This is a genomic window from Arenibacter sp. 6A1 (assembly GCF_012272855.1).
In the GTDB taxonomy this organism is placed as follows: Bacteria; Bacteroidota; Bacteroidia; order Flavobacteriales; family Flavobacteriaceae; genus Arenibacter.
Map to the genome: position 1 here is coordinate 201157 of NZ_JAAXCQ010000008.1, position 15979 is coordinate 217135.

The following is a 15979-nucleotide window of genomic DNA, read 5'->3' on the forward strand; positions in this document are numbered from 1 at the left end:
TATCTATGCCTTTTCTGAGTCGATTTTGTTAATTTATAAAAACCCTATTTTAAATTCAATAATTTTGCAATACTCCAAACTTCTACTCCCAAAAACATAAAAAGCGGCAATACCAAAGGTAAACGCTCGTATAGCGGCATGTTCTCGGTATAGAAAATAGGGGTCTGAAAAACGAGTACAAAGACTCCGATTTTTATAAAAACACCCATTAAAAATCCGTACCCAACTTGGTCGGGCACATACGAATAGACAAATTCTAGTAATAAATACACTACAGAACTAGCCACAAAATGAAACAGGTATACCGAAAACAAATTGTAGCGCAGACTTACGTTCCAGTGTTGCAACAAATAATTGTGCAGAAAAAAACCAACCACAAAGACGGCTATCGCCACCCATAAAAAACTCAATAATCTCTTTACCATTACTCTTCTTTTTTGGAAATCCGAATTACCTGGACTATAGCCGAGCCCATAGCCAGAAAAATAGCGGCCAAGGTACAAATATTCGTATACAATTGGTTGTCTGTTTGGTATTTTTCGTCCAACCACGTTCCTAACCAATTGCCCAAATAAATAGTAATACCGATTTGAAAAGACAAACCGGTAAACTGAATAAACTTACTTATTTTACTAGAGGAATCAGGAGACTTTTTCTTTTTCATTATTGACGATCGTCTTTTTGTTATTGTTAAGGGATTCCTTGCCCTTCATGGTACAGGTGGCATTAAAGGTCGCTCCCGGCTCTATGGCCAGTTTAGCGACGGTAACGGCCCCTTCTATCACTGCGGACTCCTTTAACGTCAAAAGTTCGGTCACCAAAAGCTCTCCGTTAAAACTGCCTTCTATATCGGCATTTACACATTCTACTTTCCCTTGAATATAACCATCGGCACCGATCACTACTTTTCCGGAAGTTTTCAGGTTCCCGTCCAATTTTCCATCGATCCTAAAATCGGCTTCGGAAATAATATCGCCTTTAATGTTGGTGTTTTTCTCAATTCTGTTGGGTTGCCCACCGATCTCTGGTGATAAACGAGGTTTTTTGTTGTCTGAAAACATTACTCTATGATTTTGGGGATTATTGCTGCGCCCTGTAGGCCTGCAGATTTTTATGGATTTGAACTATTTTATAATTGGTCGATAAAATTACGAAATTCTCATCATTGACTAGATAGTCCTTGTTGTTTTTTAACAGTTCGGCATACCCTAAGGCATACGATTCGGACAAAAAGCCATGGACGATTACAAACTGATCGTCAATAGTGTATATATCCTTCGATATCTTATGTGTGTACTTTAAATCCTTCATCGATTTTTCTAACAACGCCTTTAGCTTCAAGGCCTTTGCATTGTCCTTTATTTTCATTGGAAATACCAACTTCCAATTTCCCCTGCTCCCCTCTTCGGACGCCCTTATAAAATCCGTATTCGATAATCTTGGCAAGAGATCGTTTACCATGGCCTGGGCTTTTTTGCCCTCTGGATGGTTAGGGTAGTTGAGCGCCACAAAGTTCAAAGCCTCCTTATAATCTTCGTATCCCATGACCCTTCCTATGGCATTTGCTTTTAACATCTCCAATTTTGGCACTATGGGGTCACCAGTGTATTTAGCGATATTTTCCTCGGCCTGGGCAATGACTTCTACATATTCCTGTTGCTGGAACAGTTTATACAGCTCCCCGTATTTGGCATCGGGACTCTCTACACTACCTTGTAATATCGCCTGCGGATTGATGAGGATTTCGGCATAGCGCGATTCGGGATGATTCGCGATAATATCGTTCTTCATGGATACGACAAGCGGACTCCCCTCTTCCTCGTAAATTTTGTACAGGTTGTATTTAGACGGAATGATCAGGCGCTCTTCGGGAGCCGATTTTAGGACGGCCTCGAGCTTGGCAGCAGCCAAACGATTTTCTTTGAATTTTTCCTTATAAATCAACCCTAATTGATAGTTGGCGAAATTGCGCTCCCTGCGAAGGCTATCTATAACAGCCTCTTCTTGCGGAATGCCTTCCAAGTAAAAAGCTAGATTGTATTGCTGCTCGTCGGTAGTAGCCAAAGGAGCCGCTGCCCCGTCTACGGGCGTATCGGCATATTGCGCCGCCTGTACCTTAGTTTTATTGGACCATCGCCAATCGTCTTCCAAAACACGGTTTCCCCATCTGGACTTAAAATCGGTTTTTCCATACCCAAGGGCCGTAACATTGTAGAAATAAAATTTCCCCTGACTGTCTTTTCTCCCACTGGCATTGCCAAAGGAGGCCACCCCGGTATTTATAATTTTATCCCTTCCTTTTTCCGCTGCTTCTTTCGCTGCCTTTAATTGGGCAATATGGTCCTTAAAATAGGACTCCCTGGCCGCTAAGGGCATTTCATAAAGCGTAATGATACTATCGGTATGTTTGGCAATATCCTCGTATTTTATAACGTCTTGCAGGTTGTCCAACTTCTTTTTAACCGCCCTATATTTTTTGGTGCTTTCCGGAAGATTCAGCAGAACGCTATCGTAGTAGGCGCCCGCCAATTTAAATTCATTATCATCAAAATTGTGAATCGCCAATGCCTCGTAATTCAGCGCATTTAACTGTGGCATAAGTTCGGTGGCCCGCAAGGATTTATTAAAATAAAGCAAGGCCAAACTATCGGCCTGGTTACCGAGGTGGTACTGGGCCAATTGATGGTAGATTTTATTTAAAAAAGGTCTGTTTTCCCTGTTTTCTTCCATCTCCGAAAGAAACTCAAAAATCGCTTCCCTATTTTCATCGGTAATTACCGTATTCTGAATTTTCTGAAGTTCCGCATTCACCTTGTATACTCGGGGCGAACTCCTATTTAGGGCTATTACCTTATCAAAGGCCATATTGGCACTGTCCTTTTTTCCCAGCTGATTGTACAATTGCCCTATAATATAATTGTATCGTCCCTTTTCCGGATTTTTACGGGTATAGGCCGATGCTATTTTTAACTGCTGAATGGCAGTATCCACCACCTTTAAATTAATATAGGCCTGCCCCATCATAGCACGGGCATCGGCATAATCCTGATCGTTAAGGCGGTACAATTTTAAAAGACGCTTAAGATTCTCCAGGGCTATCTCCTCATTTTCGAGGCGAATATTCACTTTTTCGCGCCAAATCACCGCTTCATTCAGCTTATCGCTATAGGTATATCGGTTTAAAATATAATTAAAAGCTTCCAAGGCAGGAATGTACCGCTGATCAAAATACCGCGCCTTCCCCAGCAGAAGAAAAGCCTCGTCGGTTTGGGGGTTGTGTTCGGTATCCTTTATCATCATACTGTGCTTCTGAATGGCTTTGGCAGCCTTTTCTTCGGCAATGATAAAGTTGGGATTGTTGTCTTCGGAATCTAATTTTATATCATCGGTCACCTCCATCCGCTCAACGGGCAGTACCTCCCAATAATTGTCCCGGTAGGTGTCGTTAAGCCCTTGGCGTCCTTCTTCAAAGGCAAGATTGCCGTTGTACAAAGTATTGTACTTAGTATTCATCGCATGCCAATTGCGATTTACAAAGGCGTCCTTTTTAGTAGAACAGGCGTTAAAAAGGATTCCTCCTAAAAGGGGTAGGGCTATAAGAGTATGGCGGAGCTTCAAAATAGTATGTCTTCGTATGTATCCTTAACTAAAAAACAGCGTAATTATTATGCTATTGGTGGGGTAATGTACAAATATTTTGACTTCTTTACTCGCAGTAAGGAGCAAAACAAAGGCTGTTGTTCAGAAAAACAAGGTGTTAGGGTTTTTAAAAGCAGCTAATTTAAATAAGGTAAGATCACATTTTTTTAGTGTCAAGCGCGGGTTTTTATTCGTTTTACCTTAAAAAACAGGCTTAAAAAGAAGCTGCTTAGAATATTTTTGAGAAGGGTTTTAACGACTAATCATGGTCAAATAATTTCAAGTGGGAGCATTTTTCTTTGGGCGTTCCCTCCTTCGTCGGGCGGGCACTTGGCTATATCCCTTGCTCCGCTGCGGGGATGCCGCCGCGGTCCCTAACGCAAAACACTGCAAACAATGACAGCCCTCACTTCCTTATTAAGGCGCTTCTTTATGACCGCTATCCGCCAAAGAACACCTCGAGCTCTTTTAGGGTCTCTGCCTCGGTTTTAATGTCTTTTACCAACTGCCCCTTGTCCAGCACCACAATGCGCTCACATACTTCGGTCACATGAATAAGGTCGTGGCTAGAGACTAAAATGGTGACCTCCTTATCTGCCGCCATATTTTTAATGATCCCCTTGAGCCTTATTTGGGTCGTTGGGTCTAGATTAGCAAAAGGTTCGTCCAAAATTATGACTTCCGGGTTTCCTATAAAAGAGGCTACAATCCCTACCTTCTTTTGGTTTCCTTTAGAGAGGTCGCGCAAATATTTTTTCTGTCCTAGAATTTCCCCATGGAAAAAATCTTCAAACCCGGCCAATAAGGCATCGACATCGGCTTTGTTTTGCCCCCTTAATTCTCCAATAAAATAAAAATACTCCTCCGGGGTCAGGTAACCAATTAAAAAAGTTTCGTCTATAAAGGCCGATGTAAAAGGTTTCCAAGCTTCACTGCTATTTACTTGCACCCCATGGTTACTGATATGGCCGCTAGTCGGTTCAATCAAATCTAGCAACAAACTAAAGAAGGTGGTCTTCCCGGCACCATTGTTCCCCACCAGCCCAAAACTCTGCCCTTTGGGGATTTCTAAATGTTCTATGTTTAATACGGTGACATCACCGTAGGTTTTGGTTAAATTTTGGGTAGTGATCATAACTATAGCTATTAAATTCCCTAGGCTTTTTGCTTGTAGGCGGCCAAGGTTTTATATTTTTCTTTTTTATAAATCTTCTCTATTCTGGCAAACACGGCATTTTTAAAGGCAAAGCCAATGCAACCGCTCAGGGCAACAAAAACATAGCCTGCAGCCGGACTTATTACATAGTGCCCTAAGGCGTACACCCCTAGGGGCAATATAAGCTTGGGCAAGGTAAGCAAGAGGGTTTTGGAATTAAAAGACTGCTTATCGCCAAAAGCCTTTTTGTTAGATCCTAGGTCTATAGGCGTTTTTATATAGGCCCCGCCCCAAAGGACCAGGTACGAGTTGACGCCAATATTGTAAATAGCCCCCACTAAGACCGCCAAGTAGGCTTCCCATCCAAAATAAATGTAAAAAGAAGCCAAGATGGTCGTAATGACCGTGGCAATACACATTAAATACCATTTAGAAGACAGGTATTCCTTGTACTGAATGTTCTGGCTCATCATTAAAGGATAATAAGCGCTGTCCCAACTAGGTACAAACTGCCCAAAACTAAAAAGAAAGCCACCCGAGATAAATATCCCGGCGAATATTTTCCAAACAGGGGCGTCATAAGTTTCTATACTGCCCGTAAAAAACAACAAGCCATAAAAAATAAAGAAAAAACTCATCATAACCGAAGTCTTGGATCGTTTGTTCCTTCGGATGAGTTTAATATCGTTCTTTAAAAAAGTCCCCAGGTTCCCAAAGCGGTTCAACCAAGCATAGTCCTCTGTTTTGGCGGTGGACTTTTTACCGGCCAGACCGGCATCTAAAAACATGTATTTCTTAAAATATCGAAAAGAAAAAACATAAAGAAAAACAAGGGTGGCAGCAGGCAACAAGGCGGTCCATGGTTGTTGAAACAGTATATGAAAGAAGGGAGCGGTATAGTCCGTTATATTGAACAGCCCGTAATATTGCGCTAAGCCCAAAACAATGGCCAGGCCAAGGAGGCCATAGAGCAAGCGATCTTTACTGTTCAGTAATACATTGATGAAATTATTGCTAAAAATAAGGGCCATCATGGCTAAATGCCATCCTATAACGCCAAGGGGAGCATAGCCTTCTATCAACAGCACAATAGAAAAAGGAATAAAGAAAAAAGCATGGGACCAGTTGAAAAAAGATACCAGCGTTTTTCCCAGGGAATAATGTACTACCAACTGTTTTTTAATAGGGAGGTACAATAATGGCTTTATATTGGTAATGGGCATCTTTTGCAGCATATACCTAATATAGAGATCGCCCACCAAATAGTAGATCATAAATTGGTTTACTATTTCCAAGGGATCGCCCCAGCCTGCTTTTTCTATGATATAAAAAGCCCCAACTCCCAAGGCTAGGAAAACGGCCATAAAATAAAGGGCCCCAAAAACCATAAAAATTTTGATCAGCAGATTGGCCTTAAAAGAAGCCGCCCTAAAAAAAGATTTCCATTCTAAAGTAAGAAAGTGTTTAAGCATAAGGTAAAAGGGATTTGCTTAGAATTGGTGTGCTAAGCTTGCTTTTTGTTACAACAATGTAAACATTTTTAAGACTTCCATTGGTATAATTACCGTTCAGGCTCCGATTTTTTCCTTTAAAACTATACACAACTTTCTTATGCATGAGAATATTAGGTGTTTTTTTCGTAATCTCATTTTGTTTCGTCCTAGCTTTCCGTAATTTTACGGCAAATTTTTAATATGGCAGATTTTCATTCCCTTACGGTACAGCACGTAAAGCCTTTAACGGACGATGCAGTAGCAATTACATTTACCATTCCAAAAGACCTGGCACAGACCTTTGCATTTACTTCTGGACAATATATAACCATCAAAAAAGAAATTAAAGGCAAGGAATTGCGAAGAGCCTACTCTATTAGTTCTTCTCCTACTTCTGGGTCTATTACCATTGGGGTAAAAAAAGTTGACAAAGGCGGATTTTCAGATTATGCCAACACTAAGATAAAAGCAGGAGATGTATTAGAAGTAATGCCTCCGGAAGGAAGGTTTGTTTTTAAGCCTACCGATAAAGCTAAAAACATAGCGGCTTTTGCTGCCGGTAGTGGTATTACCCCTATTATTAGTATTGCCAGAACGGTTTTGGCGAGCAACCCTAAGAGTAAATTTGTATTGGTTTATGGGAACAAATCCTATAAAGAGACCATGTTTTATACAGAATTGGTAAAACTTCAGCTAGAATATGCCAATAGATTTTTTATAAACTTTATCTGCAGCCAAGAAAAGGAAGAAAATTCCCTTTTTGGTCGTATCGATGTTTCTACGGTGAACTATACCCTAAAGAACAAACACAAGGACACCATCTTTGACGATTACTTTTTGTGCGGTCCAGAGGCCATGATCAATTTGGTAAGCGATACCCTAAAAGAAGAGGATGTTCCTGCCGATAAAATTCATTTTGAACTGTTTACCGCTACGGAGATCAAGGACGAACTACCGGTACATTTAGATGGACAAACACAGGTATCCGTAGTTGTCGATGATGAGGAGTTTACTTTTTCCATGGATAAAAAGGCCATCGTCCTCGATGCGGTTCTTAAAGAAAATATAGATGCCCCCTACTCTTGCCAAGGTGGCGTATGCAGTAGTTGTATTGCCAGGGTTACCGAAGGGCAGGCAGAAATGGTAAAAAATCAGATCTTAACGGACAGTGAGATTGCAGAAGGGTTGATCCTTACCTGCCAAGCACATCCTACCACCCCTACTTTAAAGGTAGACTACGATGACGTATAGGTTGAAGCCTTGTACTAAAAATCAAAAACCACGCTTTTCGCGTGGTTTTTTTTTGATCAACGATTAATAAATCGATCCCTAATCTTCATAACGGCGTGTTCATAGCCAATATCATAGGCTTTTTCGATACCCTTTTTATCAAGCACCCCAATCTGTTCCAGTTCCCGAGGCTCAAAAATAAGGTCGCATTTATTTATTTTTTCTCTATTCGTAGCGTATATCATCAAGGCCGTTGTTCTGTTCGCCAACTGTAAGGACGATTTGATACCTTCTTTCCCTATTTGGTTAATTCCAGAAACATTACTGCCTATGATAAAATTGGTCTCTCCTACCACCTCATCGTAGGGAAAGTTGTTCATAATACCTCCATCGGCATATAATTGCCCTTCTATTTCGACCGGACTAAAAACTGGTGGTAGTGCGGCAGAAGCCAACAGTGGCAGAATAAGTTCTCCTTGCGAAAACACCCGCTGATCGCCTTTTTGTAAATCCGTGGTAATGACATGCAGTTTCCTATGCAACTTTTCAAAAGAATCCTCGGGGAAGTATTTTAAAAACAACTCAAAATACCGTTCTGTATCTATAAGTCCAGGTTTTAAAATGGTCATAAAGTTATATCGGAACAGGGGGGTCTCCTTAAAAAAAGTTAGCATGTCCGACACCGAATTATTATTGGCATATAAGGCCCCGATCAATGCCCCCACACTGCTTCCAGAAATGGTATGGGCTTTGAGTCCAAATTCATTAAGGGCTTGTATAACCCCAATATGAGCCATCCCTTTTACCCCTCCCCCAGATAATACCAAACCTAAAGATTTGTTTTCTACCTCCGATAAATTCATCCTTTTTGTTATTAATAATATATGTCGGTACTCCCTTACGGGCGCCCTAAAGGAATTAAGGCAACCTTCATCTTTAAATTTACCTTTTTCAAATTAGACTCCGCCTATTTTTTAGGCTGAATTTAAACTTTTATTCCTACTCCTCAGTTAAAAAAACTTTAAAGCTGCTATTGCTTATAGCAACTATAATGCCACCGTAGTCACCACCCTCACTGCCAGCATTCTAATGATTCCACCTCAAAAAAAAGCCTGTTCTATCAAATCAAGAACAGGCTTTAGTAGTTGCTTTTAAAAAGTATACCTTATATACTTTTCAACATTTTTAGGAGCTCATCGGCTACCAAGGCAGAAGATGCCGGGTTTTGCCCGGTAACCAAATTGCCGTCCTTTAGGGCGTATGGCTGCCAATCGGCGACCTTACTATAGGTACCGCCCTGTTCTTTTAGCATATCTTCTACCAAAAAGGGAACTACATCGGTCAATTGTACCGCGGCCTCTTCGGTATTCGAAAATCCGGTTACTTTTTTCCCTTTTACCAGCGCTTCCCCATCGGTACCCTTCACATGGCGCAAGGCGGCAGGTGCGTGACAGACAAAGCCAATTGGTTTTTCGGCTTTATTAAAGGCCTCTATCAGTTGTACCGATACCTTGTCTTCTGCCAAATCCCATAATGGTCCATGCCCCCCTGGATAAAATACAGCATCAAAATCGGCCTGATCGATGGTATCTAATTTTTTGGTATTGTTAATTTTCTCCTGGGCTACCGCATCTTTTTTGAAGCGTTCGGTATCTTCGGTTTGGGCATCTGGAGTATCACTACTAGGATCTATAGGGGCTTTTCCCCCTTTAGGCGTGGCCAAAACAATATTGGCTCCCTGGTCTAATAATTTATAATATGGATTGGCAAACTCTTCTATCCAAAATCCTGTTTTCTTTCCGGTATCTCCCAAAGTATCGTGGGAGGTTAATACGAATAATATTTTCATCTTTTCTTGTTGTTTTTAATTAAACTTCAATGTGTTTAAGCGCTTGTACTTCCTTCTTTTAGTAGGCCATAGTCACTATCTGGGCCACATCGGAAGGTTTTAGAGACTGATGTTCTCCTAAGCCCAACCATCCGCGATCGGTAAAACGTTTTTCAATGGTTTCTGCCGTCCCCTGAAACTCGTCTGTATATTGTGAAAGCTTGGTCGCTATTCCCAATTCATGGAAAAAGGCTTCGGTCTTGTCTATGGCAGCATGGGCCTTTTCATCGACACTCCCTTGGGTTATTCCCCAAACACGTTCTGCAAACTGTGCCAGCTTCTCTTTTTTGGCTTCAAAATTAAAACGGTAGTGACTAGGGGCCATTATGGCCAAGGTTCTGGCGTGATCTATTCCGTACATTGCGGTTAACTCGTGCCCCATAGCATGCACTGCCCAATCGGTAGGCACTCCCAATGGCAATAGTCCGTTCAAGGCCATCGTACAGCTCCACATAAAATTAGAGGCTGCCTGATAGTCCGTAGGATCCTTAAGGATGGCAGGAGCTACTTCTAAAAGGGTCTGTAAAACACTTTCGGCCATCCTGTCCTGTAGTAAGGCCCCTATCGGATAGGTCATATACTGTTCCAATACATGGGTAAAGGCATCGGCAATACCATTGGCCAACTGACGTTCTGGAATAGAACTTATTACTTGGGGATCCAAGACCGAGAATACGGGGAAAATTCCCGATCCGCTCATGGCCAGTTTTTCTTGGGTTTCCTTTCTGGTAATGACCGAATTGGAATTCATTTCCGATCCGGTTGCAGGAAGGGTCAATACCGCTCCAAAGGGCATGCCCTTGGCTACCGGCTTCCCGGCCGTTAGCAGTTCCCATGGCGTATCTCCATCATACTGGGCGGCAGCTGCTAAAAATTTAGTCCCGTCAATCACAGAACCACCGCCAACGGCCAATAAGAAATCGATGTTTTGCGACTTAATTACCGCTAGGGCTTCCATTAATACCTCGTATTCCGGATTGGCAGGAATTCCGCCAAATTCCACTACTTCAACACCATTAAGCGCCTCTTTTACTTGGTCATAGACGCCGTTCTTTTTAATACTTCCCCCACCGTACAGCAGTAATACCTTGGCATTTTGAGGGATTTCTTGGGAAAGATTGGCTATCTGCCCTTTTCCGAATAGTATTTTAGTTGGATTCTTATATTGAAAATTGTTCATCTGTGTTTTTGTTTTTAGTTGTTGATTAGACTTTTACGATCATTTTACCCTTGTTTTTCCCTACGAAAAGGTCCATAAAGGCCTGAGGGGTATTCTCAAATCCATCTACGATGGTTTCCTTATAGGTTAATTTCCCTTCTCCCAACCAGCTGGCCAATTGTGCAATGGCTTCTGGGAACTTATCGGCATAATTGCTTACGATAAAGCCTTGCATAAGGGCACTATTTTTTACCAAAAACGGTTGCACCCTTGGTCCCACCGGCATCTGTGTTTCGTTGTATAGGGAAATAGCCCCACAAATCACCATACGGGCAAATCTGTTGATATTCAGGAGTACCCCGTCCGAGATTTCGCCCCCGACATTATCAAAATAGATATCTACCCCTTGTGGACATGCGTCAGCAATGGCTTTGGCCATATTTTCGGTAGTGTTGTAATTGATTCCTTCGTCAAAGCCAAAGTCTTCTTTTAGCATGGCTACCTTTTCATCGGTGCCCGCAATTCCTACCACTCTTAACCCTAATATTTTTCCTATCTGGCCCACGACACTACCCACGGCCCCGGCAGCTCCTGAAACCACCAAGGTCTCTCCTTTTTTAGGGGCTCCAATTTGGTGTAGGCCCAAATAGGCCGTGAGGCCCGTCATTCCTAAAATTCCCAAATAGGCCGATAAGGGTGCTTTGTCACCATCGACCTTATAAACGGCATTGGCACTTGCCGTTTGATACTCCTTCCAAGCCAACATCCCGGATACAAAGTCGCCCTTGCTATATTGGTCATTGGTAGAACTAATAACTTCGGCAACGATACCAGAACTGATGGGCTCGTTTAATTTAAAAGGATCTATATAAGATTTGGCATCGCTCATACGTCCCCGTAAATAAGGATCTACAGAAATGTAAGTGGTTTTTAACAGCAGTTCCCCTGCTCCCTCCTTGGGCATCTCTTGGTCCGTGATCTTAAAGTCCGACATTTTTGGCTTCCCTATTGGTCTCTTATCTAATACTATAGTCTTGTTCATGTGGTCTGTTTTAAATTGTTGTTGTTGTGTATAGCCCCTTTAATAGGGCTACTCTTATTTTTTTATACTGTCCCAAGCCGATTGGAAGACAATATCAAGGTTTTGGGTGTCCCATTGGTACAATCCCCTTTTTTGCATGGTCATTAAAAATGCTAATGGATAGATAGAAAAAGCGTAGAGCTGATACAGGGATGTATTTTTAAGGAGCCCTTCTTCTTGTCCCCTTTTCCATAAATCTAATAAGGGCTGCAAATGCTTTAGCCCTTCTTGGCGGGTTTCCTCATCGATCATGGTGGTATTGTCGCACTGCGACAAAAAATAAGCCTCTTCTACCTGGGTAAGTTTGTAATCGGCAATATTGTACCATATATTTTTAAAGCCTTCGGCAACCGTCATCCCCTCTTCATAATCTTTAAAGGCATGGGTGCTAAAAGTTGCTTTTACGGATATATAAAGATTGTTTATTAAATCTTGCTTGTTTTCAAAATACAGGTAAATGGTAGCTGGAGATACCCCGGCCAGCTTTGCTATTTTGGACATGGGGGCATCGTGAAAGCCGTTGTCGTTTACCAAGCTTAGGGTGGCCTGTAATAAGGCGGTGCGTTTTTCGGTACTCTTTTGTCGTATGGCCATGGAGGTATTGTTTCGTTTACAAGGACAAAGATACTCACAAAATGAACGTTCATTCTTTTTTAGGCCGACTTTAACATTCCCCTAAGAAAGGAAGGAGTGGTTTATGATAATACTAACATAAAAAGGGGGCTTTTTGCCTTGAGATTGCAAAAAAAATTAACACCTCCGAGATGAATCTCGGAGCAATGTAGCATGTAAGCATCATTTTCGATAGCATTGCTCCGCTAAGTCGGGAAACTTTGCGGCGCTGGATGCATACTTCCTCTATGAGGGTTGTCCGGTATTAGACATTAATTTCAGTATTAAAGAACAGCTTTTATTAATTATTGTTTTAAGACTCACTACTTAAAAAGGATATTCTTAACCACAACCCAAAAACAGTCATGCCTGATTTTTAAAAAGCCTGTTTTTAGTTTCTAGAAAATACTGTTTTCGACCTCTATCGCTAGCGCGAGTGTCACGCTCGTGCTCGAACAGAAAAAAATAGGGCGACAGCAATAATTTTGAAAGATCATATCTTTTATAAATCAAAAAGTTACTTTTTAGTGGTCGACCTATATCAGGGACGTACACTATTGTTAATTGCTAATTGTTTATTGTTCACTGAAAAGCGTTAGGGATTGCAGCGGCATCCTTTTTTAGGCGGTTTTGCCGGCTAAAAAAGATAGAGCGGAAAGCGCGACCCGATAGGGAAACGCCCGGAACAACAAAACATTGAATATCCTGAAACAAAAAAAGGACAGCCATAGCCGTCCTTTCATCGTATATATTTTTTGAGTCGGAAACTGTCTCGGAATGCGGAACGATCAGAAATCCGTCCTTTCCCGAAGAGCAGCGCCCTTGTTTCTTTTCTTATAGGTAAGAATGAGCAGAGGTATCTTGATTTTCCTCGCCTTTATCGTTGTATTTTTTCAATTCCAACATCCAGTAAACCATGGCTACTGCACCGATAATCATGAAAATCCAGTTTAGGGCATTGGCACCCCACCAACTATCCATAAAACGCATAGCATCCAAAGGAGCAAATAGCACATTTACAAATAAATCCTCGATCGCTTTAAATAATGATGTCATCTTAATTATATTTACCAAGCAAAAATATAAAATCTTAGGATGATATCAAGCTTTTTTGGAAAAACTAAACCAATAAATTATATAATTCTACTGGTTTTTCTATTTGTCTTTTATTGGTACGTACATTTTTCTTGGTTACAGAGCACTTTCGAGCCCCAAAAGTTCATGGGTCAGGCCGGAATACTGGGCCTTTTAATGCTCAGTATTTTTCTGGTAAATTTTATTCTGAAAAAAAATAAAATCACCGGTGGCAATTCCTTGGCCATCCTCTTCTACACCCTTTTAGTGGTTATTTTTCCGGCAACGCTTGCCGATTCCAACGCTATTATTGCAAGTTTCTTTTTGTTGTTGGCCATCCGTAGGCTGCTGAGTTTTAAATCGCTCAAAAACCTGAAACTCAAGATTTTTGACGCCTCTTTTTGGATTATGATGGCCAGTTTGTTTTACGATTGGGCCATTCTTTACCTCTTTGTAGTATATATCGCTATTTACTTTTACGAGGCTAAAAACATCCGGAATTGGTTGGTGCCCATCGTAGCGATTATTGCCCATCTCCTGATAACCATGGCCTACCTTGTGCTTACCGACAATATGGATTTTATGGTGCGCCATTACCAACTCGATTTTCACTTCGATCAAGAGTACTTTTTAGAGCTAAGACACAGTTTCCGCTTTGGGACGTATGTATTCCTTTCCTTATTACTGGCTTTTTTAGGCTTTATAAAATTGAGCAACGTAGGGGTTGGAAAACTGGTATTGTTGCGATTGATTGTACTGTGGTTCTTAACGGGACTAATGATAAAGGTCCTAAAATCGTCTCAAGAGGTGAAGCCTATTATGCTTACCTTTTTTCCGGCAGTTGTTTTCATTGCCAATTATGTTGAAGGAATAAAGAAGAAAAAAATAAGGGAAATGGTCTTGTGGGCCGCCATCATTCTTTCCTTTGTTGTTTTTATCACGGCTTCCCTATAAAATAAATAAACGGTATCTTTACCGCTAAAATGTACCCTTATGTTCAGTGATTTTGCCTTTAAAATATTTCAGGAAAGCATTCAAAAATACCATATCAAGGACGATGTAAATCAGCCTTTTGAAAACCCATATCCACAGGACGATATTGCTCATTTATTGTATCGTAAAAACTGGATAGATACGGTACAATGGCACTATGAGGATATTATTAGAGATCCGCAAATAGATCCGGTTGCCGCTTTAAAACTAAAACGACAGATCGATGCCAGTAACCAGGACAGGACTGATTTGGTAGAGTATATTGACAGTTATTTTTTAAACAAATACAAGGCTGTTAAAAAACAAGACAATGCTACCATCAATACCGAAAGTCCGGCTTGGGCTATTGACCGTTTGTCTATTTTGGCCTTAAAAGTGTACCATATGCAGGAAGAGGTTGACAGAACCGATGCTTCTGAAGGGCATATTGCCAAGTGTACTGAAAAGCTGAACGTTTTGTTAGAACAGCGAAAGGACCTTTCTACGGCCATAGACCAGTTATTGACCGATATTGAAGCTGGCGCCAAGTATATGAAGGTTTACAAGCAGATGAAAATGTACAACGACGACGAATTAAATCCGGTCCTTCGTGGGCAAAAATAAGCGTATCCAACACAAGCCCTCTCATATATTGGTCATTCGCCTATCGGCCATGGGCGATGTGGCTATGACCGTACCGGTACTCGCTGCCATGTCACAACAGTACCCTGATGTGAAAATAACGGTACTTACCCGTGCCTTTTTTGCCCCTATGTTTGCGCAACTGCCGAATGTAACGGTATATGAAGCCGATGTGAAGGGGCAGCATAAGGGGGTATTGGGCCTTTGGAAATTGTACCGATCCCTAAAAGGCCTCGGTATTGATGCCGTTGCCGACCTGCACAATGTACTGCGCAGCAATATTCTAAAAACTTATTTTACTTTTAGCGGCCTTCCCTTTGAACAGGTAGACAAGGGAAGGGCCGATAAAAAAGCCCTGACGGCAGCTGTCCACAAGGTATTTAAACCCCTGACGACCACACACCAACGCTATGCAGAAGTGTTTGCGCGTCTAGGGTATCCGCTAGATTTGGAAGCCGTAAGCCTACCGGCGAAACGCCCTTTGCAAGAGAGCACCAGGAGCCTGATACAGGCGCCGACGCAACCATGGATCGGGATAGCCCCCTTTGCCGCCTTTGAAGGAAAAATGTATCCTATAGCACTAATGCAAGAAGTGGTAGGCCAATTGAATGCTACCAATGCCTATAGAATACTCCTTTTTGGAGGTGGAAAAAAAGAAGGCGAAGAATTGCAAAAATGGGAAGATGCCTACCCAAACTGCCTTAATATGGTAGGGAAAATCTCTTTTGAAGAAGAACTGGCGCTTATTTCACAGCTAGATCTAATGTTGGCCATGGATAGCGGTAATGCGCATATGGCAGCTATGTTTGGACTGCCGACCCTTACCCTGTGGGGAGTGACCCATCCTTATGCGGGATTCTACCCTTTTGGGCAACCCCTAGAACATGCCCTGATGGCCGATAGAATGCAATATCCCTTAATACCGACTTCGGTATACGGCAATAAATTTCCCCCAGGCTATGAAAACGCTATGCAGACCATAGCACCAGAGGCGGTTGTACAAAAAATTCAACATATTTTAAGCGGGAACTAG

Annotated in this window: 16 protein-coding genes; 4 read left to right on the forward strand and 12 right to left on the reverse strand. The window is 41.7% G+C overall.

The genetic code is table 11. The features are described 5' to 3' along the window. Nucleotides 1–44 precede the first annotated feature (44 nt). From HCG49_RS09590 to HCG49_RS09615, 6 genes are all read right to left on the reverse strand, one after another. Nucleotides 45–425 carry a DUF6168 family protein gene (locus HCG49_RS09590; RefSeq protein ID WP_168469309.1) on the reverse strand — a complete coding sequence of 127 codons (381 nt, stop codon included), beginning with the start codon at nucleotides 423–425 and terminating at the stop codon, nucleotides 45–47. After that, nucleotides 425–664 (reverse strand): AtpZ/AtpI family protein, encoded by a 240-nt coding sequence (locus HCG49_RS09595; protein WP_168469310.1) that lies wholly within the window; start codon nucleotides 662–664, stop codon nucleotides 425–427. Before HCG49_RS09595 ends, HCG49_RS09590 begins: the two co-directional genes overlap by 1 nt. Continuing rightward, nucleotides 642–1061: a polymer-forming cytoskeletal protein gene (locus tag HCG49_RS09600; RefSeq protein WP_168469311.1), complete on the reverse strand. Its 420-nt coding sequence runs from the start codon at nucleotides 1059–1061 to the stop codon at nucleotides 642–644. The genes HCG49_RS09595 and HCG49_RS09600 overlap by 23 nt, the downstream gene beginning before the upstream one ends. Nucleotides 1062–1080: 19 nt before the next feature. Then, the gene (locus tag HCG49_RS09605; protein WP_240938667.1) at nucleotides 1081–3513 is read right to left on the reverse strand and encodes a tetratricopeptide repeat protein; all 2433 of its coding nucleotides are present in this window, start codon (nucleotides 3511–3513) and stop codon (nucleotides 1081–1083) included. 565 nt (nucleotides 3514–4078) lie between these two features. Next, entirely contained in the window at nucleotides 4079–4774 is a 696-nt protein-coding gene (locus HCG49_RS09610; protein ID WP_168469313.1) for an ABC transporter ATP-binding protein, read from the reverse strand. A 20-nt stretch (nucleotides 4775–4794) separates the two neighbouring features. Continuing rightward, nucleotides 4795–6267 (reverse strand): DUF5687 family protein, encoded by a 1473-nt coding sequence (locus HCG49_RS09615; RefSeq protein ID WP_168469314.1) that lies wholly within the window; start codon nucleotides 6265–6267, stop codon nucleotides 4795–4797. 222 nt (nucleotides 6268–6489) lie between these two features. Here HCG49_RS09615 and HCG49_RS09620 point away from each other — a divergent pair, with 222 nt between their 5' ends. Then, entirely contained in the window at nucleotides 6490–7539 is a 1050-nt protein-coding gene (locus tag HCG49_RS09620; protein ID WP_168469315.1) for a ferredoxin--NADP reductase, read from the forward strand. A gap of 56 nt (nucleotides 7540–7595) precedes the next feature. Here HCG49_RS09620 and HCG49_RS09625 read toward each other — a convergent pair whose 3' ends face one another. The 6 genes from HCG49_RS09625 to HCG49_RS09650 form a co-directional block, all read right to left on the reverse strand. Continuing rightward, entirely contained in the window at nucleotides 7596–8381 is a 786-nt protein-coding gene (locus HCG49_RS09625) for a patatin-like phospholipase family protein (protein WP_168469316.1), read from the reverse strand. Nucleotides 8382–8683: 302 nt separating this feature from the next. Further along, entirely contained in the window at nucleotides 8684–9367 is a 684-nt protein-coding gene (locus HCG49_RS09630; RefSeq protein ID WP_168469317.1) for a type 1 glutamine amidotransferase domain-containing protein, read from the reverse strand. A 58-nt stretch (nucleotides 9368–9425) separates the two neighbouring features. Beyond that, nucleotides 9426–10586, reverse strand: coding sequence for an iron-containing alcohol dehydrogenase (locus HCG49_RS09635; RefSeq protein WP_168469318.1), 1161 nt, complete (start codon nucleotides 10584–10586; stop codon nucleotides 9426–9428). A 25-nt stretch (nucleotides 10587–10611) separates the two neighbouring features. Further along, a complete protein-coding gene (locus HCG49_RS09640; protein ID WP_168469319.1) occupies nucleotides 10612–11607 on the reverse strand; it encodes an NADP-dependent oxidoreductase in 996 nt (331 codons plus the stop codon). Nucleotides 11608–11661: 54 nt separating this feature from the next. Beyond that, the gene (locus tag HCG49_RS09645; protein ID WP_168469320.1) at nucleotides 11662–12240 is read right to left on the reverse strand and encodes a TetR/AcrR family transcriptional regulator; all 579 of its coding nucleotides are present in this window, start codon (nucleotides 12238–12240) and stop codon (nucleotides 11662–11664) included. Between the two features lie 852 nt (nucleotides 12241–13092). Continuing rightward, a complete protein-coding gene (locus HCG49_RS09650) occupies nucleotides 13093–13314 on the reverse strand; it encodes a DUF6341 family protein (protein ID WP_168469321.1) in 222 nt (73 codons plus the stop codon). 39 nt (nucleotides 13315–13353) lie between these two features. Between HCG49_RS09650 and HCG49_RS09655 the strand changes: the two genes are divergently transcribed. The 3 genes from HCG49_RS09655 to HCG49_RS09665 are packed head-to-tail and all read left to right on the forward strand — an operon-like array spanning nucleotide 13354 to nucleotide 15979. Continuing rightward, on the forward strand, nucleotides 13354–14286 hold the full coding sequence (locus HCG49_RS09655; RefSeq protein WP_168469322.1) for a DUF6427 family protein: 933 nt from the start codon (nucleotides 13354–13356) through the stop codon (nucleotides 14284–14286). 39 nt (nucleotides 14287–14325) lie between these two features. Continuing rightward, nucleotides 14326–14928 (forward strand): DUF4254 domain-containing protein, encoded by a 603-nt coding sequence (locus tag HCG49_RS09660; protein ID WP_168469323.1) that lies wholly within the window; start codon nucleotides 14326–14328, stop codon nucleotides 14926–14928. Then, nucleotides 14915–15979 (forward strand): glycosyltransferase family 9 protein, encoded by a 1065-nt coding sequence (locus HCG49_RS09665; RefSeq protein ID WP_317167469.1) that lies wholly within the window; start codon nucleotides 14915–14917, stop codon nucleotides 15977–15979. The genes HCG49_RS09660 and HCG49_RS09665 overlap by 14 nt, the downstream gene beginning before the upstream one ends.

Coding starts and splice junctions, on each gene's coding strand:
- HCG49_RS09600 (WP_168469311.1), bottom strand. CDS start 1,061: ATGTTTTCAGACAACAAAAAACCTCGTTTATCACCAGAGATCGGTGGG.
- HCG49_RS09625 (WP_168469316.1), bottom strand. CDS start 8,381: ATGAATTTATCGGAGGTAGAAAACAAATCTTTAGGTTTGGTATTATCT.
- HCG49_RS09650 (WP_168469321.1), bottom strand. CDS start 13,314: ATGACATCATTATTTAAAGCGATCGAGGATTTATTTGTAAATGTGCTA.
- HCG49_RS09645 (WP_168469320.1), bottom strand. CDS start 12,240: ATGGCCATACGACAAAAGAGTACCGAAAAACGCACCGCCTTATTACAG.
- HCG49_RS09630 (WP_168469317.1), bottom strand. CDS start 9,367: ATGAAAATATTATTCGTATTAACCTCCCACGATACTTTGGGAGATACC.
- HCG49_RS09590 (WP_168469309.1), bottom strand. CDS start 425: ATGGTAAAGAGATTATTGAGTTTTTTATGGGTGGCGATAGCCGTCTTT.
- HCG49_RS09660 (WP_168469323.1), top strand. CDS start 14,326: ATGTTCAGTGATTTTGCCTTTAAAATATTTCAGGAAAGCATTCAAAAA.
- HCG49_RS09605 (WP_240938667.1), bottom strand. CDS start 3,513: ATGAATACTAAGTACAATACTTTGTACAACGGCAATCTTGCCTTTGAA.
- HCG49_RS09620 (WP_168469315.1), top strand. CDS start 6,490: ATGGCAGATTTTCATTCCCTTACGGTACAGCACGTAAAGCCTTTAACG.
- HCG49_RS09640 (WP_168469319.1), bottom strand. CDS start 11,607: ATGAACAAGACTATAGTATTAGATAAGAGACCAATAGGGAAGCCAAAA.
- HCG49_RS09655 (WP_168469322.1), top strand. CDS start 13,354: ATGATATCAAGCTTTTTTGGAAAAACTAAACCAATAAATTATATAATT.
- HCG49_RS09635 (WP_168469318.1), bottom strand. CDS start 10,586: ATGAACAATTTTCAATATAAGAATCCAACTAAAATACTATTCGGAAAA.
- HCG49_RS09595 (WP_168469310.1), bottom strand. CDS start 664: ATGAAAAAGAAAAAGTCTCCTGATTCCTCTAGTAAAATAAGTAAGTTT.
- HCG49_RS09615 (WP_168469314.1), bottom strand. CDS start 6,267: ATGCTTAAACACTTTCTTACTTTAGAATGGAAATCTTTTTTTAGGGCG.
- HCG49_RS09610 (WP_168469313.1), bottom strand. CDS start 4,774: ATGATCACTACCCAAAATTTAACCAAAACCTACGGTGATGTCACCGTA.